18 protein-coding genes, 1 tRNA gene and 2 pseudogenes are annotated in these 21,694 nt (G+C 35.5%); 8 read left to right on the forward strand and 13 right to left on the reverse strand.

The window, feature by feature from the left end; genetic code table 11:
- Window positions 1-15 precede the first annotated feature (15 nt).
- The 8 genes from AC1DVP_RS15645 to tpx all read right to left on the reverse strand — a co-directional run bounded on the left by AC1DVP_RS15645 (window position 16) and on the right by tpx (window position 8,685).
- Complete coding sequence (locus AC1DVP_RS15645) at window positions 16-1,266, reverse strand: site-specific integrase (protein WP_477184422.1); 1,251 nt, start codon at window positions 1,264-1,266, stop codon at window positions 16-18.
- A gap of 269 nt (window positions 1,267-1,535) precedes the next feature.
- Window positions 1,536-1,623 (reverse strand) — tRNA-Ser (locus AC1DVP_RS15650).
- A 157-nt stretch (window positions 1,624-1,780) separates the two neighbouring features.
- Complete coding sequence (ribB, locus tag AC1DVP_RS15655; protein WP_477184423.1) at window positions 1,781-2,914, reverse strand: 3,4-dihydroxy-2-butanone-4-phosphate synthase; 1,134 nt, start codon at window positions 2,912-2,914, stop codon at window positions 1,781-1,783.
- Window positions 2,915-4,366 carry an LptF/LptG family permease gene (locus tag AC1DVP_RS15660; RefSeq protein ID WP_477184424.1) on the reverse strand — a complete coding sequence of 484 codons (1,452 nt, stop codon included), beginning with the start codon at window positions 4,364-4,366 and terminating at the stop codon, window positions 2,915-2,917.
- Between the two features lie 8 nt (window positions 4,367-4,374).
- The gene (gene lolA1 / locus AC1DVP_RS15665) at window positions 4,375-5,016 is read right to left on the reverse strand and encodes an outer membrane lipoprotein periplasmic chaperone LolA1 (protein ID WP_477184442.1); all 642 of its coding nucleotides are present in this window, start codon (window positions 5,014-5,016) and stop codon (window positions 4,375-4,377) included.
- 307 nt (window positions 5,017-5,323) lie between these two features.
- The gene (locus tag AC1DVP_RS15670) at window positions 5,324-7,786 is read right to left on the reverse strand and encodes a DNA translocase FtsK (RefSeq protein ID WP_477184425.1); all 2,463 of its coding nucleotides are present in this window, start codon (window positions 7,784-7,786) and stop codon (window positions 5,324-5,326) included.
- Window positions 7,787-7,804: 18 nt separating this feature from the next.
- Window positions 7,805-8,179: a diacylglycerol kinase family protein gene (locus tag AC1DVP_RS15675; RefSeq protein ID WP_477184426.1), complete on the reverse strand. Its 375-nt coding sequence runs from the start codon at window positions 8,177-8,179 to the stop codon at window positions 7,805-7,807.
- An 8-nt stretch (window positions 8,180-8,187) separates the two neighbouring features.
- Window positions 8,188-8,685, reverse strand: a complete 498-nt coding sequence (tpx, locus tag AC1DVP_RS15680) for a thiol peroxidase (RefSeq protein WP_477184427.1) — start codon at window positions 8,683-8,685, stop codon at window positions 8,188-8,190.
- Between the two features lie 269 nt (window positions 8,686-8,954).
- Between tpx and AC1DVP_RS15685 the strand changes: the two genes are divergently transcribed.
- Window positions 8,955-9,713: a hypothetical protein gene (locus AC1DVP_RS15685; protein WP_477184428.1), complete on the forward strand. Its 759-nt coding sequence runs from the start codon at window positions 8,955-8,957 to the stop codon at window positions 9,711-9,713.
- A gap of 61 nt (window positions 9,714-9,774) precedes the next feature.
- On the opposite strand, the gene dcm is transcribed toward AC1DVP_RS15685, so the two are convergent.
- Window positions 9,775-10,743 (reverse strand): DNA (cytosine-5-)-methyltransferase, encoded by a 969-nt coding sequence (dcm, locus tag AC1DVP_RS15690; RefSeq protein ID WP_477184429.1) that lies wholly within the window; start codon window positions 10,741-10,743, stop codon window positions 9,775-9,777.
- Window positions 10,744-11,127: 384 nt separating this feature from the next.
- Between dcm and AC1DVP_RS15695 the strand changes: the two genes are divergently transcribed.
- Window positions 11,128-11,499 carry a nuclear transport factor 2 family protein gene (locus AC1DVP_RS15695; protein WP_477184430.1) on the forward strand — a complete coding sequence of 124 codons (372 nt, stop codon included), beginning with the start codon at window positions 11,128-11,130 and terminating at the stop codon, window positions 11,497-11,499.
- 57 nt (window positions 11,500-11,556) lie between these two features.
- Here AC1DVP_RS15695 and AC1DVP_RS15700 read toward each other — a convergent pair whose 3' ends face one another.
- Entirely contained in the window at window positions 11,557-12,141 is a 585-nt protein-coding gene (locus AC1DVP_RS15700; RefSeq protein WP_477184431.1) for a DUF6642 family protein, read from the reverse strand.
- Between the two features lie 230 nt (window positions 12,142-12,371).
- Here AC1DVP_RS15700 and AC1DVP_RS15705 point away from each other — a divergent pair.
- Both AC1DVP_RS15705 and AC1DVP_RS15710 read left to right on the forward strand, forming a co-directional pair.
- Window positions 12,372-12,755 (forward strand): annotated as a pseudogene (locus AC1DVP_RS15705) (acyl-CoA thioesterase); the annotation flags it as partial.
- An 18-nt stretch (window positions 12,756-12,773) separates the two neighbouring features.
- A complete protein-coding gene (locus AC1DVP_RS15710) occupies window positions 12,774-13,163 on the forward strand; it encodes a DUF1398 domain-containing protein (RefSeq protein WP_477184432.1) in 390 nt (129 codons plus the stop codon).
- 156 nt (window positions 13,164-13,319) lie between these two features.
- Here AC1DVP_RS15710 and katG read toward each other — a convergent pair whose 3' ends face one another.
- Complete coding sequence (katG, locus tag AC1DVP_RS15715) at window positions 13,320-15,542, reverse strand: catalase/peroxidase HPI (protein WP_477184433.1); 2,223 nt, start codon at window positions 15,540-15,542, stop codon at window positions 13,320-13,322.
- A gap of 236 nt (window positions 15,543-15,778) precedes the next feature.
- On the opposite strand from katG, the gene AC1DVP_RS15720 reads away from it, so the two are divergent.
- The 3 genes from AC1DVP_RS15720 to AC1DVP_RS15730 all read left to right on the forward strand — a co-directional run bounded on the left by AC1DVP_RS15720 (window position 15,779) and on the right by AC1DVP_RS15730 (window position 18,280).
- Window positions 15,779-16,144 carry an iron chaperone gene (locus tag AC1DVP_RS15720; protein WP_477184434.1) on the forward strand — a complete coding sequence of 122 codons (366 nt, stop codon included), beginning with the start codon at window positions 15,779-15,781 and terminating at the stop codon, window positions 16,142-16,144.
- 265 nt (window positions 16,145-16,409) lie between these two features.
- Window positions 16,410-16,775 (forward strand): VOC family protein, encoded by a 366-nt coding sequence (locus AC1DVP_RS15725; RefSeq protein WP_477184435.1) that lies wholly within the window; start codon window positions 16,410-16,412, stop codon window positions 16,773-16,775.
- A 218-nt stretch (window positions 16,776-16,993) separates the two neighbouring features.
- Complete coding sequence (locus AC1DVP_RS15730; protein WP_477184436.1) at window positions 16,994-18,280, forward strand: DUF6602 domain-containing protein; 1,287 nt, start codon at window positions 16,994-16,996, stop codon at window positions 18,278-18,280.
- A 219-nt stretch (window positions 18,281-18,499) separates the two neighbouring features.
- On the opposite strand, the pseudogene AC1DVP_RS15735 reads toward AC1DVP_RS15730, so the two are convergent.
- Both AC1DVP_RS15735 and AC1DVP_RS15740 read right to left on the reverse strand, forming a co-directional pair.
- Window positions 18,500-19,615: pseudogene (locus AC1DVP_RS15735) on the reverse strand (IS91 family transposase).
- A 47-nt stretch (window positions 19,616-19,662) separates the two neighbouring features.
- Window positions 19,663-20,334 carry a tyrosine-type recombinase/integrase gene (locus tag AC1DVP_RS15740; protein WP_477184437.1) on the reverse strand — a complete coding sequence of 224 codons (672 nt, stop codon included), beginning with the start codon at window positions 20,332-20,334 and terminating at the stop codon, window positions 19,663-19,665.
- 582 nt (window positions 20,335-20,916) lie between these two features.
- Between AC1DVP_RS15740 and AC1DVP_RS15745 the strand changes: the two genes are divergently transcribed.
- Entirely contained in the window at window positions 20,917-21,414 is a 498-nt protein-coding gene (locus tag AC1DVP_RS15745; protein WP_477184438.1) for a hypothetical protein, read from the forward strand.
- Window positions 21,415-21,694 lie beyond the last annotated feature (280 nt).

Here is a 21,694-nt window from a genome sequence, read left to right on the forward strand (position 1 = left end):
ATAAATACTTATACCTTAACTGTTTATTTTTTTCTTGAATGATTTATTTATATCGGTTGAAAATTTATCTCTTAAAACTTTCATATCCTCACTTACTTTTTTGTCCAAAACTTTGGCATAATGCTGTGTAGTTCTCAAATTTTTATGGCCTAACATTTTACTCACACTTTCTATTGGAACACCATTAGTAAGTGTCACGGTCGTTGCAAAAGTATGTCGGGCAATATGAAAAGTTAGTTCTTTGTCAATCTCACATAATCCAGCGATTTCTTTCAAGTAAGCATTCATCTTTTGATTTGACAGAATAGGGAGTAATTTGTCATTTCCAATAGCTTGAGGATGATTTTCATACTTATCAATTATCATTTGCGTAACAGGTAGTATTGGAATCTTTGAAGCACTTTCTGTTTTCTGACGATGTGTAAAAATCCATTTTTCACCATCAATTCCGAAGCTTATGTGGGATTTTGTCAAGTTTTTGACATCGATGTAAGCTAGTCCTGTAAAACAGCTAAAAAGGAAGATATCACGAACCACTGATAATCTTTCTGTTTTTAGATTCTTGTTAATAATGTTTTGAATTTCTGCTTCAGATAAATAAACCCGTTCCACTTCCTTAACTTTTGATTTATAGTTTGCAAACGGATTTTTATCCAGCCAGTCATTGGCCAGACAGATCTTGATTATTTTATTGAAGTTCTTGATGTATTTTACTGCCGTATTATTGGCACAGTTCCGGACACTTCTTAACCAAAATTCATAATCGGTTACAAAGGCGTGATCTATTTTATTAATATCAATATCCGAAACTTTATATTTCCACTGCAAAAACTCTACTGTATGACTTAAAGATGTTTTATAGCGTTCTAATGTTCCTGGAGCGTATTCTTTGCCAACTAGTTCTTTGATTTTATTGTTATGGTCTTGAAAGATTGGGATCAGCATTCTTGCTCGTTCATCAACTCCCAATATTTTATTTTTGAGTGTTTCGGCTGTTACTGGAATTTTCTTGTGTACTAATTCCATTTGCATATCAATAATTTGAATTCTCAGCATATTCAGATGATTATTTATTGAACGAGCTTCTTCTGAGTTGCCTTTCATTTTACCGGCTTCTGTAGACCATTTAGATATTTCTACAAATCTGTTAGAACTTAATTCAATTCTTTTGCCATCAATAGTAATTCGAGTGTAAATAGGAATTAAACCATTTACATTGGCTTTTGCTCTCTTTGCGTAAAAGAGAATAGATACTTTTGTTTTCATCGTGGTAACCTTTTCGTTATTATTAAATTTAATTTTAATAAGGCTAGCACACAAGATGTACAGTTTTTAAACAAGTTATTGAACTGGTTGTAACACCTTGTAAATACTAGGTTGAGATAAAATTCGGTTACCCTAATTTTGAATAGTTTAGGGTAACCGAATTTATCCCTTTCAGTTCACGCATTAATGAATATTTTGACGATGGGGTAAAAGAAAAAACCCTTTAAATCACACGATTTAAAGGGTTTTAATTCAATTTGTATTTCTACTGGCGGAGAAAGAGGGATTCGAACCCCCGGACCTGTTACAGTCAACAGTTTTCAAGACTGCCGCATTCGACCGCTCTGCCATTTCTCCAGTATGTCACTCTCATTTCCTGATTGCGAGTGCAAATATAAGAACCTTTTTTGGTTATGCAAGTGTATTTTTAGAAAAATTACAGCTAATTTTTAAGTGAATTTTTAATTGTTTCATTTGCTTTAGGTTACAGAAAAACTTTTTTCAAAAAAAAGTTTTAGTACTTTACATATTCAGTAATTTCCAGACCATAGCCTATCATTCCTACGCGTTTTCCTTGCTCAGTATTGGATACCAAACGAATTTTAGAAATATCAATATCATGCAGTATTTGGGCCCCAATACCATAATCTTTGGTATCAATAACCACTTTAGGGGCTTTCATTGTCCCATCAGCTTGGAGAGCCTTCAATTCAGTAATACGGTTTAGTAAATTTACAGCCGACATATCTTGATTGATGAATACGACAGCGCCTTTACCATTGTCATTAATAATCTTGAACATATCATCCAATTGCTGGTCAACATTATTAGTCAATGTTCCCAAAAGATCGTTATTAACTTGCGAAGAATGGATTCTGGTTAATATAGATTCACCAAGATTCCACGTGCCTTTTGTTAATGCGATATGAATTTGTTTGTTTGTAATTTGCTCATAGGCTCTCAATCGAAAAGTTCCAAAACGGGTATTGATATCAAAATCTTCTTTTTTGATAATCAAACTGTCGTGCTGCATTCTATAGGCAACCAATGCTTCTATAGAAACTAATTTTAAGTTGAATTTCTTCGCTACTTTAGCCAATTGAGGCAAGCGGGCCATAGAACCGTCTTCATTCATGATTTCGACAATCACTCCTGCCGGCTTAAAACCTGCCAACCGTGCAAAATCAATAGCCGCTTCGGTATGTCCTGTTCTTCTCAAAACACCTCCTTGCTTAGCAATCAATGGAAAAATATGTCCTGGACGAGCCAAATCATGTGGCTTAGTGCTTGGATCTACTAATGAAAGTACCGTTTTTGCCCTGTCAGCAGCAGATATTCCAGTTGTTACTCCTTTACCTCTCAAATCTACTGAAACGGTAAAAGCAGTTTCCATAGGATCGGTATTATTGCTTACCATTACATGCAGTCCCAATTCTTTGCAACGGCTTTCGGTTAATGGAGCACATATTAAACCACGGCCGTGCATAGCCATAAAATTGATCATTTCGGGAGTTACTTTATCGGCAGCAGCCAAAAAATCACCTTCATTTTCGCGGTCTTCATCGTCAACTACAATAATTACTTTGCCTTGACGAATGTCTTCGATGGCTTCTTCTATAGTGTTGAGGTGTATTTTTGTGAGAGACATTTATTCTTTATTTTGAGATGGAATTATTTTTTGAAGTACTTTTTGAAACACTTTTTGGATAGGCGTCAGTATAATGTCTAAATTGATTAAACCAATATCATTTGTCGCACGATACGTTAGCAAAATTGCCAATGGCGTTAAAATCATAGAGGACATCCAGGAACCAAAGAAAGGAGCTAACCCGTCTTCCTGTGAAATTCTTTTACCAAAAGTATTGATAAAATGAAAGGATATAAAAATCAATACTGCAAATACTATTGGCAGACCAACACCTCCTTTACGGATGATGGCACCCAAGGGAGCTCCAATAAAAAACATTAAGAAACAGGCATACACAATGACAAACTTGTCGTATAATGATAAAATATGACTGTTTATTCTTTTCTTTTTAAGATCCAGATCGGTTTTGGTAGCGTCAATATTATACAGTATGCTTTGAATATTACTGCTTGCAGCAGCTAAAACTTCTCCTTTTTTCTTATTGTCAAAAAGTGACAACAAATTTTTTGTCAACGGCTTTTTCTTGTTTAGCACTGGAGCTTTATTATCATTTAAGGCTACTGGCCTATTATTGGTGCTTTCAGCAAAATTGATAATTTCTGCCTCTCTGTTTTTATTCAGGGAATCCAATGTGTATTTTAAATCACTAACATTAAGCATGTTATTAGTATTAGACACAGACTCATCTTTGGTGTCCACTTTATTCAATTTAGATAAATCTATATTAATGCGGTATTTTTTAAACGAGCTTTTCGCAAAAGGCAATTTTTCTCTATCCTCATATTTTTTTGGAACAATATCTTGGTAATAATTCCCATCGTTCAAAACCAATTGAAGGAGATTTGTCTTTTCATTACTCACTAATTCTCCATTTGTAGCTCGAATTACCGTTTTACTGCCATCACCATTTTGAGATTTTTCATGAATGGTAATTCCAGTCAGATGATTGCCTTTTTCGCCTGATTTTTTATTCACCTTAATATTATACATTCCAATATCGCTGAATTGTCCCTCGGTGATTGCCAGTGCCGGTTTAGCTTGGGCAATGTTCTTTCTGAAATTGACAAACTTGAATTCGGCATACGGAATCACATTATTCGCAAATAAAAAAGCAATAAAACTCAATATTGCAATAGCAATTACCAAGCTTCTCATGGCTCTTTGCAATGAAATTCCAGAAGATTTCATAGCCGCAAACTCATAATGCTCGGATAAATTCCCAAAAGACATTATTGAAGCCAACAATATAGAAAGAGGCAGCACCAAAGGCACAATTCGAGGCATCGAAAAAGCCAAAAATTTGACAACCATTATAAAGTCCAAATCTTTACCGGCTAATTCAGCAATAAACAGCCAAACTGTCTGCAGTATGAATACAAAAAAAAGGATAACAAATACCGTAGCAAATGTACCAAGAAATGTTTTTAATAAGTATCTGTCTAGAATCTTCACCTAAATAATTAGTCTAATTTATTGATGTAATAATTGGGGTATTTACTCGCTGCAAAGGTAAATTGATTTTTTGGCAATGCTTGATTTGTTTTAAAAGAATTCACGGTCAATGTTGTTTTTGTGCCTTTTTTGCCAATTTCAATAATAGTATAGATGTTATTGGTTTTAGAGTCCACCCCTACCAAAATCTCTTTTCTTTGATCTTTAGGATTGGACGGAACCAATTTAATGTACTGAATTTTTTTACCGCTTGCATTTTGAACAATATCCATCGAAAATTTATAGCCTTTATTAAAAAAAGTCAGCATTTTCGAAGGAGTGATAGCTGTTTCATCTTTTTCATTCAGAGTCGAAACAGTAATTTCTTCGTCTTCAGGAACAATCGTATAGGTCTTTTTGCCATCAAAAAGCTTGGTAATTCCCATAAAATTCAAAATATACTGATTCCCTTTCATCACCACCGTTCCCTTGCTGTCCTGATTAATATTCTCTTTGGCATTATTCAAAGAATATTTAAAATCAATAGTAATATTATCGTAACTTTTTACTTTGGCAGTCACCTTGTCCAATAAAGCTTTCGCTTTAACATCTTGAGATTGAGCAGAAAATCCAATAAAAAAGATCATCAAAAGCCCCAAAATTGCCTTCATTCCTATTTTGTTTTGTAGTGTCATTGTTCTGTGTTTTACTGTATGCTTACTATATTTAGTTTGTTTCGTAATTATTTGGGCGTGACTCTATTTAGGAAAGGGGCTTATTAACACAGCGGTCATTAGCCCCTTCCCTAAATAGAGTCGGGCTATACGCGCTACTTCGGTAGCTGGCTTCTATCCCTCACGCACTCGAGCAACGATAAATTCTGTGTAAAAGTAAAAAGCCTAAAAGTAAAAAGCCTAAAAATCAAAAGCATTAAAAAAAAGCTAAATTTAGCTTTTATCAGTTTTTAGCGGTTTGCAATTAAGACTCGTTATTAAAAAACTGATCCAGACCGGTCATATCCTGTATGTTCACACTTCTGGCTTTACTGCCTTCAAAAGGTCCTACAATACCTGCCGCTTCCAATTGGTCAATTAATCGTCCAGCTCTGTTATAACCCAGTTTCAGTTTTCGCTGCAATAATGATGCCGAACCTTGTTGAGCATTTACAATTACTTCGGCTGCTTCCCTAAATAAAGTATCTCTTTCCGAGATATCCATTTCTAAATTAAGACCACCATCTTCCCCAACAAATTCAGGGAGTAAATAAGCAGTTGCATAGGCTTTTTGCGAACCTATAAAATCCACAATTTTTTCAACTTCGGGAGTGTCAACAAAGGCGCATTGTACCCTTACGACATCATTTCCATTAGAGTACAGCAAATCTCCACGGCCAATTAATTGATCTGCTCCCTGCGTATCAAGAATAGTTCGTGAATCAATTTTGGAGGAAACCCTAAAAGCAATTCTCGCAGGAAAATTGGCTTTGATCAAACCAGTAATTACGTTTACCGACGGTCTTTGCGTCGCTATAATTAAATGAATACCAATAGCTCTGGCTAATTGCGCCAACCTTGCAATAGGCATTTCTACTTCTTTTCCAGCCGTCATAATTAAATCAGCAAACTCATCAACCACCAATACAATGTAAGGCAAAAATCGATGTCCATTTTCTGGATTTAATTTTCGGGACTTAAATTTTTCATTATATTCTTTTATGTTTCGAACCATCGCATCTTTTAGAAGATTATAACGGTTGTCCATCTCTACACAAAGAGAGTTCAAAGTATTAACCACTTTGGCATTATCGGTGATAATAGCATCATCAGTATCTGGAAGTTTAGCTAAATAATGTCTTTCGATTTTATTAAAAAGAGTCAATTCGACTTTTTTAGGATCGACCATAACAAATTTAATTTCAGCAGGATGTTTTTTATAAAGCAACGAAGTGATTACCGCATTCAACCCAACTGATTTTCCTTGTCCAGTAGCCCCCGCCATCAATAAATGGGGCATTTTAGCCAAATCAACTACAAATGTTTCATTCGAAATTGTTTTTCCTAAAGCGATAGGCAATTCCATTTCAGCTTCCTGAAATTTGGCTGAACCGATGACGCTTTTCATCGAAACCATTGTAGGATTCTTGTTCGGAACCTCAATACCAATCGTTCCTTTCCCAGGAATTGGAGCAATGATACGAATTCCCAATGCCGACAGCGACAAGGCAATATCATCTTCCAGACTCTTAATTTTAGAAATACGGATACCGGCTTCGGGCACAATTTCATATAAAGTCACCGATGGACCAACGGTCGCTTTGATTTGCGCTATTTCAATTTTGTAATTGCGAAGTGTTTCTACAATTCGGTTCTTGTTTTCTTCCAGTTCCTCCTGATTGATAGTAATACCGCCAGTCGAATACTCTTTTAATAAATCGATGGTTGGATATTTATAGTTGGATAAATCCAAAGTAGGATCAAAAAGCCCAAAATCCGAAACCAATCGAGATGCTAAATTGTCTTCAATAATATCTTCTTCGACAGCTTTTTCAATTACAAAAGCTTCCTCTTTTACAGGTTCTGCTTTTGGCAGAATATCCATTGGAAGAGGCTTGAGCGTTGGCTCTAAATTAATTTCCGAAGAACTTGAAATCGTAGGCTTTAATGCCTCTTTATTAATTTCAAATTGTGAATTCGTTGTTTTTAAATGGATATTATCCAATAAATCTTCGTCCTCTTCTTCAACAGGTTCTTCTACAGCAAATTCCTCCAGATTATAACTGGGATCATTTGAAGAAACTCCTACTGGGACTGGACTGTTATCAATGTCTTCACTGATTTCTTTTTTGGTACTTTCAAAAAACGACTGCACCTTTTCAGGAGACACTTTTATTTTAAAAATCAGATAGATAATCAGGCCGAAAACAAGAACTAACAGCGTTCCCGTTTTTCCAATATAATCTTGTGAGAATAAATTCAGTTCATACCCGATAGTTCCACCCAATTCAGGTACTGAAGTGGCAAAAAAACCAAATAAAACTGATATAATAATAATGGCAAATAAGTCCCAAAACCAAGTCCCTTTCAGTTTTTTAATCGAAAGATCCAAAGCTAAGTACATTCCGGTAAGGAAAAATAAGCGTACAAAAAGAAAAGAGGCAGCACCAAAACCGCGATAGATAATCAAATCAGCAAGATAGGCACCAAATTTTCCTAGCCAGTTTTGAACCACTTCTTTGCGGTCCGTCAATTCAGAAACAGCACTTTGATCTATTTGCCCATAAATGAAAAAGGAAACAAACGCAACCAATAATGCTACTGAAAATAAAACAAGAAGTGCCCCCAAAACAATACGATGCTGTTTGGTAAATTTCCATGATTTTAAATCCTTAGATTCTGATTCACTCTTTTTATCTAAAGCTTCTTTTTTTGTAGATTTTGCCATTCTTAAATTTAATTGAGCCTATAAAAATTTTGGAACGTAAATAATAAGACCAATTGCAATTGCTGTTAATGCCGCAAAAAATACGGCTCCAGCTGCAATATCTTTGATAAAGCCAATTCTTTCATGATAATTGGGATGAATAAAATCGGCAATTTTTTCAACTGCAGTATTCAGCCCTTCTATACTCATAATTAAACCGATAGCCATCGTTTGAAAAAGCCATTCGGTTGTAGAAATATGAAAATAAAAACCGGCGATCGTCATCATGATTCCAATAGAAAATTGAACCATTATGCTGTGTTCGGTAGTTATTAATTTTACGGCTCCAAGAAAAGCGTATTTCACGCTTTTCAATCGGCCAGTAAGTAAAGTGTTGTCTTTTTGAAATTCCATATAGACTTTTAAAGTGCCGCTAAAGCTGCTTCATAATTAGGTTCATGTGCAATTTCAGCAACTTGTTCTGTATGTGTTACCACTCCGTTTTCATCAGCAACGATGATTACGCGGGAATGTAAACCTGCTAATGGTCCGTCAACAATTTCTAAACCGTTATTTTTTCCAAAAGCTCCATCTTGAAAATCAGATAAGTTAACAACATTTTCAAGGCCTTCAGCACCACAAAAACGCTTTTGTGCAAATGGTAAATCTCTTGAAATACACAAAACGGTAGTATTCGCTAAGTTGCTGACACTTTCGTTAAATTTTCTAACAGAAGTAGCACAAGTTCCTGTATCAATACTTGGGAAAATATTTAAAACTAATTTTTTTCCTGCAAAAGTGCTTAAATCAGCTATTGATAAGTCGTTTTGAACTAATTTAAAATCTGCCAATTTTGAACCAACTTTTGGTAATTCACCTGAAGTGTGTACTGGATTCCCTCCTAATGTTATAGTCGCCATATAATTTGTTTTTTTTATGAGGCTCAAAAGTAAGGATTAATATTTGAATCTAAAAGTATTTGTTGTTTAGGAATAGAGTTCTCAGTTAGCAGCTGAAAGTTATCAATAATGAAGCTTAATTGTGAGAAAAAAAATTCTTATCCAGATTATGGATCAGAGAGTAAGAAAGAAATAGAATACAATTATTAAATTATTTGAAATACAAAACCTTTAAAATTTAAAAATTAAGTCTACATTTATAATGCTAACAATTAATAAATGAGCAAAATATGAAATTAGACAACGTAACTGGTTCAAATAATTATTACGTTAGCAATAAAAGAACATTTGCAGGAACTCCAATTTCAAGAGAAGCTATTCAAATCATTATTGACTTTGCCTATGAAATGTGTTTTGGTGCAGGGCATCATAGAAACCGCAGAACCGGCGGACAGTATGAACGAAAAGGAGGCGAAAAATTTTGTAATGCATTCCAAGGAAAATTAGCCGAAATAGTATTGCATAATTATTTCAAATCAGAAGGCTTAGATGTAAAAGAACCTGACTTTGGCATTTACAAAAAGGGCATTTGGGATGATTCGGATTTAGAGATTCAAGATAAAAAAATAAATGTAAAATCAGCCGCTTCCCAGTCGAATCTACTCTTACTTGAAACAAAAGATTGGAATTCACAGGCACAATACGTTCCAAATATTTTGCTTAATAATGGTGCTGCTGCGCACTATGATTATTTCGTTTTGGTTAGAATTGAACCTGACATTAAAAAACTCTTTAAAACAAGACAATTATTATTCAGCAATGAAATAGAACGCAAAACTATTGACGATATGCTTTTTGCAAATAATTGGTATTTTGACATTGCCGGATATTGCACTAATGCGGATATAATAGCAACAATAGCAAATGCCCATATTTTGCCTCAAAATGCAATGCTGAACCAATATACTAAAATGGATGCCAGCAATTACTATATTCAAAGTGGTGATATGGAATGTATAAAAGATTTAGTTCAGGAATTGAAAATCTGAATTCGATTCTAATTCTTAAAAATGGCAAAGATGCCTGAAGTTCCTGCTTCAAATAAACAATCTACTTTTCAATTCCATTTAGAACCTTCAAAATATTCTTCGACACTGCCCGAATTACGGGTACGCTTACAGAATTTCCGGCTTGTTTATAAACGCTTGAATTGGCTATTTTTGCAGGTATTTTGAAAGTGTCAGGAAATCCTTGGAACCGTAGGCATTCTCTTGGAGTCAGTTTTCTAAAACCAAATTCAGTTTTTATAAGCGGTACATTATGCCCGCCCGTTCCCATATTAGCAGTCAGGGTTGGACACACATTCGATTTGTTTTCTCTTACATATTGGCGTCTGAATTGATAAACGGTATCTTCAGATTTCATGGTTTCTTCGAGCATATTATACATATACTTGTCAGCACCGTAATAGAAATTATCTTCAACTTTTTCTTTAGTGATTACCTCTTTTATTGTCTTTGTCAGCTTCTCTTCTTTTGGAAATTTGAATGTTTTTTCGGCATCAGGATATGCTTGTTCATCAAAAGCTACCATAAATATCCGCTCTCTGTTATGAGGAATATTTCCATAATCTTTAGTGTTCAAAACCTTGGCTTGAAAGGAATATTTCCTTTCTCTTAATGATTGTTCGATAACTTTCATTGTTTTGCCGTGATCGTGAGTCGTCAGGTTTTTAACATTCTCTAAAAAAACTACTTTAGGCCTCATGGTATCTACAAAATCAAGTATTCGAAAGAAGTGGTTCCCCCTATTGTCATCAAATCCTTTTCTATAACCCGCTACCGAAAATGGCTGACAGGGAAAACCAGCAGTGAGTATGTCTATTTTTGGTATCACATCAATATCCAATTGCAAAACGTCGCCTTCGATAAGCTGATGCTCAAAATTATTTCTATAAGTGATACAGGCATTTTTATCAAATTCATTGGCCCATTTTATGTCAAATCCTGATTTTTTAAACCCAAGACATATTCCGCCAATACCCGCATATAAACTGCCAACAGTATATTTTTCACTCATTATATTCTATTTTGTCGCTAATTTTTGTGTGCGAAATTACATTTTCTGAAACAAATATACATCTTGAAATGGGTATTTAAAAAAAATAAAACAAATACTGAACTAATTCAATAAAACGAAATATTACAGGTGTTATTCCTGATTTATTTAGCAAAGAGCTCCATTTCATAAGTTACAATTTCTGCCATTATTTTAATGCTTCAATACACAATAATCAAACTATTATAGGAGCGCTCTCCTATCCGTTTCACACGAACGAAGCAAACTGGCAAAGCAATCAGGACCAGAGCATTTGTTTTTATAAGAAATTTTTCTATAAATTTACATTTCCAGATTATCCAATTCGAATAATAATCAATTCATTTAAATTTTAGACTAAAAAAAATGACTGACAAAATAAAACAAACCATAACCGATTTTGTAAAAGGCGGAGACAACAGCGACACAAAACTGTTAGACAAAGTACTGCATAAAGATTTTCGGGTAACCAATAATGGTTTTATGGGAACTTCGGGAGTAACTGTAATTGACAAAGAAAAATATTTAGCCAATATTAGAGACGGAATTTTTGGCGGACTGCCTAGAACAATGATGATTGAAAACATTGATGTGAGTGAAACAATTGCTTTCGTTAAACTTCGATTAGAAAGTTCAGAAAACCGCTTTATATCATACAATTCATTGGTTTTGGACACTGATGATGAATGGAAAATAATAAGCAATTTGGCCGTTGTAACCCAAAAAATAAACATTTAAAAACTATAATAACATCTCATTTTAAGTTTTAAAGTGAGATTTATTTTTATATCATTTTTAATAATACAATCTAAAATCAAGTAATTTACAGAGTGCATAATTCTTTTGATGCAATTCTTCTACAATTTCTACAACATCATCCAGTTCTTGGCACAAACTAAAAAATGCTTTATCTAATAAACTGCTGTTTATATTCTTATGAGCCACGCCATAACCCGAAACGGCGAGTGCCCCGGTGATGTCCAAAAAATATTGGGCTTCCTCATCTTTTAGGTCAAGCACTTTCGTATTGGCAAAATGTAAAATTTTCCCTTTCATTTTCCCTTCAAAGATTTCGGCAATTTCCTCAAAACTATAGTAATAGTCATTGAGGCAGATTGTATTTCTTTTGCCCTGCATAACTAAATAAATGATTTCATAACCTTTAAAATTATGGTCATCATAAAGCAGAGTGTTCAAACTTTCTTCCAATCCTTCGATAGTGTCGCAGGTTTTATAAATACTTGCAATCCCTTGTTCAAGTGCAAGTTGCTCCAGATTTTTGACTACGTCGGTAATAGTATTTGTCTCAACATCAGGAACGCCCTCAAGACAAAAAATAAATTGGTCTTCCTCAAAATTATGTTTATGCTGCAGATTCAAAATACGTGCTTTTAATGGTTACTCAATTTAAGATTCAAGATAAGAATTAAAAATTCAAATCACCAAAATTTAACCGCAAACCTAACTAATTTATCAATAATTTTAGCAAAAAGTTATACTGGCAGGTTTAAAATCCTTACTATCTTAGCCAATTATAAAACATCATAAATATCTTGTCCATGGCTACATTTAGCAAACAATTATCTTTTCGCTGATCTGATTTAGATCCAAATTTTCACTTGCGCCACAGTGTTTATTATGATTTTGGCGCACAGCATCGTATTGAGCTGCTTGAACAATTAGGCTTAACATTAAGAGTGATGCAAACAGAATGTATTGGTCCAATATTATTCCGGGAAGAATGTGTTTTTAGAAAAGAAATCAAGCTTTCAGACGTTATTACCATGCAGACAAAAATGGCAAAAATGAAAGCCGATGCTTCACGCTGGTCCATTATTCATGAGTTTTACAAAGACGATGTATTGTGTGCAGTCATAACTGTGGACGGCGCATGGATGGATACTAAACTAAGAAAATTAGCTACTCCTACACCGCAGATTGTTACTGATGCCTTAAGTGTTTTCCCGAAAACAAACGATTTTATCAATCTATAATTAAAAAACTAACAAGCTATGTTTACAATCGAACAAATAAAAGAAGCTCATTCTAAAATAAAAAGTGGCGCTGATTTTCCAAATTACATACAGGATTTAATCATTTTAGGCGTAAAAGGATACGATACCTTTGTAAATGATGGTCATGTTCAATATTATGGAGTAAATAACTATACCACAACGTCTTATGAAAAATATGATGCAATAGCAATTGCTTCATCAGCTAATAAAGAGCGGTTCATTGAATTTTTAGTGATGCACCAAGACGGCCAAACCGATTATTTAACGTTTTGCAATCATGCAGGACAATGTGGCATTGCACGATGGAGAGTTGATATTATTGAAATGACCTGCACTTATTTTGACAAATCCGGTTCCGAAATCTTGATTGAAAAAATTTCGGTTTAGATTACCACAAAATTAGGCGTATAATCAACTTTAAAGAATCGTAATTTTGATGGTTCTTAGTGCCTTAATGATAAAAAACAACTCTACTTTTATAAGACAAAAAAGGTGGCCTGAAAATAGGCCACCTTTTTTGTCTTTATAAATCAGACTCTTCAACTAAACCAAATCAAAGCGGTCCAAATTCATTACTTTGCTCCAAGCGGATACAAAATCGTTTACAAACTGTTCCTGAGAATCCCTGCATCCATATACCTCAGCGATTGCGCGAAGTTCTGAATTGGAACCGAAGATAAGATCAACACGAGTACCTGCCCACTTCAATGCTCCTGACTTGCGGTCACGTCCCTCAAACACCTCTTGAGAATCTAAAGAAGCTTTCCAAGTTGTGCCTAAATCGAGTAAATTCACAAAGAAATCATTCGTCAATGTCTCTGGACGGTTTGTGAATACACCATGCTTAGACTGGTCATAGTTGGCATTAAGAACGCGCAACCCACCAACAAGCACTGTCAGTTCTGGTGCAGTCAGTGTCAGTAATTGTGCTTTGTCAATCAGCATTTCTTCTGCCGAAATAGTGTATTGCGTCTTAATATAATTTCGGAAACCATCTGCTTCAGGCTCCAGTACGGCAAAAGATTCGACGTCCGTTTTATCTTGTGAAGCATCCGATCTTCCTGCTGAAAAAGGAACAGTCACATTATGGCCAGCCAGCTGTGCCGCTTTCTCAATTCCTACCCCGCCGGCCAGAACGATTACATCGGCCAATGATACTTGTTTCCCGTCAGACTGCGAACCGTTAAATCCTATTTGAATAGCCTCTAGAGTCGATAATACAGCCGACAGCTGAGCAGGATTATTTACTTTCCAATCCTTTTGCGGAGCGAGACGAATGCGTGCACCATTGGCCCCGCCTCTTTTATCGGAACCTCGAAATGTCGATGCCGATGCCCAAGCTGTCGATACCAATTGAGATACTGACAATCCCGAATCCAATATTTTAGATTTCAAGGCAGCAATATCCTGATCATTAATTAATGGGTGGGTTACCGCTGGAATAGGATCTTGCCAAATCAGTTCTTCCTTAGGCACTTCTGGACCAAGATAACGCTCGATTGGTCCCATATCACGATGTGTCAGCTTAAACCAAGCACGTGCAAAAGCATCAGCAAAAACATCTGGATTTTTAAGAAAATGTTTTGCAATGGGTTCATATACAGGATCAAATTTCAAAGCTAAATCTGCAGTAAGCATCGTTGGAGCATGGCTTTTTGATGAATTATGGGCATCTGGCACAGTTCCTGCACCTGCACCTCCTTTTGGTTTCCATTGGTGAGCACCAGCAGGACTTTTTGAAAGTTCCCATTCAAAACCGAATAAATTTTCTAAATAATTGTGGCTCCATTTTGCTGGCGTTGTTGTCCAAGCACCTTCAAGCCCACTACTAATAGTGTATTCACCATGTCCACTTCCGAATGTATTTTTCCAGCCAAGGCCTTGTTCTTCAATTCCCGCGGCGGCCGGTTCAGCACCTACATACTCGTTTGGATCGGCAGCACCGTGAGTTTTACCAAATGTATGTCCTCCAGCAATAAGCGCAACCGTTTCTTCATCATTCATCGCCATTCTTCCAAAAGTTTCACGAATATCACGCGCAGATGCTACAGGGTCTGGATTACCATTTGGTCCTTCCGGATTCACATAAATTAATCCCATCTGAACGGCCGCTAAGGGGTTTTCCAATTCCCGATCGCCAGAATACCGCTGATCATCCAGCCATTTTCCTTCGGATCCCCAATAAATATCTTCATTTGGTTCCCAAACATCGGCACGGCCGCCAGCAAAACCGAAAGTCTTGAATCCCATCGATTCAAGAGCGCAATTACCAGCAAGAATCATCAAATCGGCCCATGAAATTTTATTGCCGTATTTCTGTTTGATAGGCCATAACAGCAAACGGGCCTTGTCAAGATTCACATTATCCGGCCAGCTGTTAAGAGGTGCAAAACGCTGTGTTCCAGCTCCGGCTCCTCCGCGCCCGTCAGCAATACGGTAAGTACCAGCGCTATGCCAAGCCATCCTGATAAATAGTGGTCCATAATGACCATAATCAGCTGGCCACCAGTCCTGAGAATCAGTCATTAAAGCGAAGAGATCTTTCTTTACGGCATCCAGATTAAGACTTTTGAAAGCCTCAGCATAGTCAAACTTCTCCCCCATCGGATTGGACAATGAAGAATGCTGGCGAAGAACATTTAATTTCAACTGATTGGGCCACCAATCATTGTTTCTCGTGCCTGATCCGGCACTTTGTTTTGGATTCCCCCCTGAGAACGGACATTTGCTTTCTCCGTTAGAATTCTGACTTGTATTATTTTCCATAATGTAATGATTTTTAAAAACATAGACCAATTTACCAAATTTTATTTTATCTAAATTATTTTTTCAATAGATAAAATTTATAGTTACAGTCCAAAACCGCAGTTTAGAATAATTCTGAATTTGACTGAAATCACTTTTTTATTCGTATTTTAGTTGAGTATAAAAACACATTGCAAACTTCCTATCATTTCAAAAAAAGAAAACATTGGCACAACAAAACCAAAAAGGACAAAACAATGAAAACCGATTATAAAACAGTTGACGAATACATTTCCTCATTTCCAAAAGACATACAATTACTTTTGGAAAATGTCCGCGCATCGATTATCAAAAGAGCACCCGAAACCATTGAAAGCATATCCTATGGAATGCCAGCCTACAAGACAAACGGGAAGCCATTAGTGTATTTTGCAGGCTATAAAAAACACATCGGGTTTTATGCAACGCCAACCGGACACAAGGAATTTGCTAATGAACTTTCGAATTACAAGCAGGGAAAAGGCTCGGTTCAGTTTCCTATTGACCACCCAATTCCATATTGGCTGATTGAGCAAATTGTTGTCTTTAGAGTTAAAGAAAATGAAGAGAGAAAAAGATTCTAAGATTTGAATTGAGAATTTTTTAATTTATCTTTAATTATAATAAAACCTATAAAAAATGAAACATATAGACACATAGATTTAATAGTAAACCATTAGAATGAATAGAAACAGCACTATTTTTAACATAGATTGACTATGTGAAAAGTAAAACGTCTAGCCAACTCTTTTTAAACACTATAAATTCTATGTTTCTATGTGTTAAAAACAACTGCACCCAATGCATTTTTTCACTTAGAATCTCAGAAACTTAGCAACTTATACAACCATGAAGCATAAAGCCAAATCAATCAGGCCTTTTATCGGTTCCAAAGACTTTGGAATTTCAAGACGTTTTTACCAAGATCTTGGATTCAAAGAAATTATTTTGGCACCTAATTTCTCCTATTTCGAAACCGAAGGAATCGGATTTTATCTGCAGGACGCCTATGTGAAAGACTGGATAGACAACTCCATGCTTTTTTTGGAAGTTGAAGATGTCCGCCAATTTTGGACATCGCTTTTGGATTTAGACTTAACCAGCAAATACGAAAAAGTAAAATTGGTTCCCATCCGCGAAATGGATTGGGGTAAAGAATGCTTCATTCACGACCCGTCCGGGATTCTTTGGCACATTGGAGAGTTTAACAAATAATGTCTTTTAAAAATTTTATTAGAAACGAGAAAACCTTTAGTCAATGAAAGTCTGCTTGATGATTTGTAATCTTTTTTTGTTATTTTTGAAAAGACAATAAACGAAACAAAACTTCGTCTATACATCTACCAGTTGGGTAGATAGGCGAAAGTTTATTTCGCATATATGCTAGTTAGTGGCAAGCTCAAAAAAAACCGAAGAAAATAGTTTTATAAAATATGATTTCAACAATTTCAGATTTTTTAGAAGAATTCAAGAAAAATGCTTTATCAAAAATTGACCAAGAAGAAAAAGATATAACCCATACACCAACGATTGGGAACATATTTGAGGGTTTAACTGCAAATATATTAAACAAGGCAATTTTTAAAGGATTAAACTTAAAAATTGTAAATAATAGTTTTATCTATAATAATGATAAAGAATTAAGCGATGAAATAGATTGTATGTTAGTTATTGGTGAAGGAATAAATATTTCTTTCACAAACAGTTTTAAATATCACATTAATGATGTAATTGCAGTTTTTCAAGTAAAAAAAAATCTTTTCCGAAAAGATATTGAAGAAGCACATAATAACTTGTTTTCTGTTATAAAACTTACAGAACAAAGGCAATTAAAAGTATATGAAAAAACGATATTCAGAGATGCTTATAAATGTTTACACGCTAAAGATATTCCTACTCCAGAAATAAAAAAAAGATTTACTGAAAGGCAAAACACAATATTTGATTATTTAATTTCGGAGACTGTTAACCCAATAAGAATTGTAATCGGATTTAATGGATATAAAAGCGAATATGGACTACGTAAAGGTTTTGTAGAAATATTAGAAAATTTAACTCAAAAAGGAAAAGTGAAAGGTTATTTTCCTGAAAGTTTTCCAAATTTATATATTTGTGGTAATAGCACAATAATAAAAAATAATGGAATGCCAATGGGAATGCCATTAACAAATGACGAATACTATTTTCCTGTTTTATTTTCATCAAACGGAAAACCAATGCTTCATCTTTTAGAAATGATTTGGACAAGACTTTCATATAAATTTAGCATAAGTTCTAAAATCTTTGGAGATAATTTTGACAGTGAGCTAATTCATTCATTTCTTTATGGTAAAGAACAAAAAATTAGTGAAGATTGTTTAGGTTGGGATTATTGGTATCATCCATTATCAAAATCAGAACTATCGACTCCTTTGACCGCAATTCCTTGGAAACCAGTAGAGCTAGATGATATTAAATGTAGTATAATTAATGTTTTACTTAAGCAGAACGAAATAGATATTATTAATGACAAAATGTTTAAAAAATTCATTGAACTAAAAAAAATAAACTTACCTAAATTTCTTAAAGAATTAGAAGATACCAAATTAGTATATATTGAAGAAAATAAGTTGAGATTTTTAATTGATGAGCCTCTTTTAGTTGCTAAAGATGGTAAAGTTTATTTTGGAGAAAATAAAAATCTTGAAATGTCAACCTATTTTAATCTAGAAACTAAATAAGAGCCTGCCACTAACAGCTAGAGTTTCGTTGGGTGCGTAGCACCAACAATGAAACTCCTGTTGAACGGAACCGCTGAGACTCCGCAACTATGGTTTTTTCAATAATAGTTTTTAGGATATAAGAGAGGATTTAGCGTCCTCTTTTTTTTGTAGAAGTTTTTTATGTGATTTTATAATGTTTTCCTTCACTTTAGGGCACAAATCCCCTTACCCATAAAATTAGTTTTTACAGAGAATTGTGTTTTGGCTAGTACCAAGATACCAAGCAGGCGGACCGCGCTGGTCAAAAACTGCTATTCTATGCAGATTGCCTGTTTTACAACAAGGACATTTGGGTAAAAAAGGCTTATTTTCTACTTTCTCCAATATTTTCATCTGAAGCTTCTCCTGCAAAAGCTTTAGCTTTTAACGTTTCGAAGTACTGCTCAGAAAACCATAATGCCGAATTTTCACAAAACGTTTGGGCAAAATATGCAAGGCAAATCGCCTGATAAATTCCTGATGCGTGAGTGCCATTTGTTTTTTGACCCCTGCCATCCGATAATCCTTGTAATCAAAAGTGACGTTTTGGGCATCAATATTTTTGATTCTATGGTTGCTAATGGCGATTTTGTGGGTGTATCTCCCCAAATATTCCACCACTGATTTGGGGCTTCTAAATGGACGTTTGGCAAAAATGACCCACGGTTTTTGCCATAATTCCTGCCGGATCTGCTCATAACCAATCGGAATTTTTGCCTTGAGCTTTTCGCAGTATTTAGCTCTGAATACCCTAGATAAGGCCTTGACCGGAAACAGAAATTTGCCGTCCGTTCTACTGTTTTTCCACAGTCCTTCTTTGTCCACGCCTCCCCCTGGAACAATACAGTGCAGGTGCGGATGCAGGCTCAATTGCTGTCCCCAAGTATGCAAAACGGCAATCATTCCCATTTGCATTTCTTTGGCTTTGCCAAAACTTTGAAGCGTTTCCCAAGCGGCTTCAAACAAGGTGTCATACACTATTTTGGGCTGATGTACTGCTAGAGAATTAATGCTGTCGGGCAAAGTAAAAACCACGTGGAAGTACGGCACAGGTAAAAGTTCCGTGCTTCTGGCCTGTATCCAATCTTCTCGTTTATTGCCCTGACATTTGGGACAATGCCGATTGCGGCAAGAATTGTAACTTATACTGATTTTTCCACAACTATCACATGCATCGATATGGCCGCCTAATTCGGCTGTCCTGCATTTTTTTAGGACGCAAAGCGTACGAAGCTGCCAAGTATTTAATCCATAGTTTTCATTTTTTGAGCCAATCTTTCGCAGTACATCGGCTACTTCAAACTGTGGCTGCATTTTGCAAAAAGGATATCCAATGGACTAAAAATGCGCTGACTCTCGAGTTAGGCAATGTGGAGATATTCCATCGTGGTTTCGATGTTTTGGTGACCCAAAAGATCTTTGAGCGTCATTATATCCATGCCGTCTTCGAGTAAATGCGTGGCATAACTGTGGCGAAGCGTGTGGGTATGTACTTCTTTTTTGATGCCCGCTGCCTTGGCTGCCTGCTTGACCGCCCATTGCACGCCACGCTGACTGTAGCGATTGTCAAAATCGCCTCCCGCTCCATTGCTTAAAGGCTGACCGTTGAAAAGATAATCTTGAGGTTTTTCGGCTTCGATGTACTTTTTCAGTCCTCGAATCAAGTGTTCCGATAAAGGAACGTAGCGGTCTTTTTTACCTTTGCTCTGCACAACTTTGAGTTGTTTTCTGTCGAAATCCAAATCCTGTAAACGAACACTTCGAGCTTCCATACAGCGAAGTCCGCAGCCATAAAGCAAGCCAATAAGAATTTTGTGTTTGAGCAGTTTAGCGTCTTGGAGCATCGCCCAAACTTCTTCTTTGCTCAAAACAACTGGAAGTTTATTCTCGTGTTTTATTGAGGGCAAACGCAGGAATTCATACGGCAATCCTTCGGATTTTAGTAAAAAACGAAGACCGTAAACACAGTGTTTGAAATAGGTTTGTGAGGGAGTTTTGGACTGCTTTTGCTGGTAAAACAAGTAGTCCTGCACTTGCTAGGGATCAAGCTGAGTGGGAATTTTACCAAAATAAAGCGAAATCGACGCCACATGGCGGGAATAATTATTGAAAGTGCTCTGGCTTCGCCCCAAGACCGAAACAGTCCGCTCAAATCGAGCTAGTAATTCTTCAAAACCTGGGACTTCCCGCTTGGCTTGGTTTAGGATTTTGTTCTCTCTTAAATCTTCTGGATGCTTTTTTTTGTAGCCATTGTTTACGATTTTTATTTTATCTTCGTAAGATACTAAATCATCACATTGGTGCTACCGAAGGTTTAGTTCAACATACGCTACAACGGATTTGGGCAATTGGCTTAATGGAAAGTTGGTTTTGTATTTGGTATGATTTGGCAAATCCGAGAATAGGGCTTAATTTAATCCCAAACCCGCTGTAGTACCAGAACGTCAGGCTGTGAAAAAACCTCTTCAAATTTAGAACGTATTCGGAGGGCTACCAAAGAAAAAACTCAAATATGAGATTCTCAAGAGGCTGATTTTAGTTTTTTCACAGACTGACGTTAGCGGTCAGTTCGGCGGATCGAAGAAAATCGATAACAAGCCATAAAAATTTAAGTTATGTACAAATTTATTATTTTCATTTTCTTTATTTCAACATTGGCTTCTGCGCAAAAAATAGATAATTGTAATACAAGTCTAAATCGTAAGTTCAAACTAATAAAAGTGGAAGGTTTAAAAATCGATACAGTATTAGCAAAAACTAAAGGAATATATATTTCAAAAGATTCATTTCTTGACTTAGATCAAAAATGGAAAGACCGATTTTGCTATTTAAGGTTTTTTGAGAATGGTAAAGTGTACAAAAGTTGTAGTTATCTTTCTTTACCAACAAAAGAAGATATGGAAGATTTAAGTTACGGATTTTACTCTGAATATAAAGTTGAAAATAATGGCATAATAATAGAATCTTATGCGCCTTGGTGTGGGTATTTTTTTGAATATTATGCGATTAAAGAAAACTTAATTATAAGAATTGGAACAAGTAAAAGAGAGTTTAATAAGAAAGTAAAAATTGAACCCAGAAATACTATAACTTATGAACTTTATAGTAACTAGGAGATTAATGCGGATTATAAAAAACCGAACCGCTAACAGCTACTCCTATGTAAAGCATCGTAAAGTTATTCACAACTTTTGAGAGGGTTATATGTCGGTTATTTTTCGAGTATAGAATTCCATACCAGCGGGCTTGTTGAAAAAGTTGGAAACAACTTTTTGTCCGCCGAAGGCTGGGACTGAAAAAGTTATTCTGACTTTTTCAATAATGCCACGAATTTATGTCTCTTTTATTTCATAGTCTTTCTTTTAATTTCTTAAGGCTCCTACTCCTATATGT

The sequence above is a fragment of the Flavobacterium sp. P3_A6 genome, assembly GCF_056403035.1.

Excerpts from the sequence above, each read along its gene's own strand:
- AC1DVP_RS15645 (WP_477184422.1), bottom strand. The coding sequence starts at position 1,266 with ATGAAAACAAAAGTATCTATTCTCTTTTACGCAAAGAGAGCAAAAGCC.
- ribB (WP_477184423.1), bottom strand. The coding sequence starts at position 2,914 with ATGTCTCTCACAAAAATACACCTCAACACTATAGAAGAAGCCATCGAA.
- lolA1 (WP_477184442.1), bottom strand. The coding sequence starts at position 5,016 with ATGAAGGCAATTTTGGGGCTTTTGATGATCTTTTTTATTGGATTTTCT.
- AC1DVP_RS15670 (WP_477184425.1), bottom strand. The coding sequence starts at position 7,786 with ATGGCAAAATCTACAAAAAAAGAAGCTTTAGATAAAAAGAGTGAATCA.
- AC1DVP_RS15675 (WP_477184426.1), bottom strand. The coding sequence starts at position 8,179 with ATGGAATTTCAAAAAGACAACACTTTACTTACTGGCCGATTGAAAAGC.
- tpx (WP_477184427.1), bottom strand. The coding sequence starts at position 8,685 with ATGGCGACTATAACATTAGGAGGGAATCCAGTACACACTTCAGGTGAA.
- AC1DVP_RS15685 (WP_477184428.1), top strand. The coding sequence starts at position 8,955 with ATGAAATTAGACAACGTAACTGGTTCAAATAATTATTACGTTAGCAAT.
- dcm (WP_477184429.1), bottom strand. The coding sequence starts at position 10,743 with ATGAGTGAAAAATATACTGTTGGCAGTTTATATGCGGGTATTGGCGGA.
- AC1DVP_RS15695 (WP_477184430.1), top strand. The coding sequence starts at position 11,128 with ATGACTGACAAAATAAAACAAACCATAACCGATTTTGTAAAAGGCGGA.
- AC1DVP_RS15710 (WP_477184432.1), top strand. The coding sequence starts at position 12,774 with ATGTTTACAATCGAACAAATAAAAGAAGCTCATTCTAAAATAAAAAGT.
- katG (WP_477184433.1), bottom strand. The coding sequence starts at position 15,542 with ATGGAAAATAATACAAGTCAGAATTCTAACGGAGAAAGCAAATGTCCG.
- AC1DVP_RS15720 (WP_477184434.1), top strand. The coding sequence starts at position 15,779 with ATGAAAACCGATTATAAAACAGTTGACGAATACATTTCCTCATTTCCA.
- AC1DVP_RS15725 (WP_477184435.1), top strand. The coding sequence starts at position 16,410 with ATGAAGCATAAAGCCAAATCAATCAGGCCTTTTATCGGTTCCAAAGAC.
- AC1DVP_RS15730 (WP_477184436.1), top strand. The coding sequence starts at position 16,994 with ATGATTTCAACAATTTCAGATTTTTTAGAAGAATTCAAGAAAAATGCT.
- AC1DVP_RS15745 (WP_477184438.1), top strand. The coding sequence starts at position 20,917 with ATGTACAAATTTATTATTTTCATTTTCTTTATTTCAACATTGGCTTCT.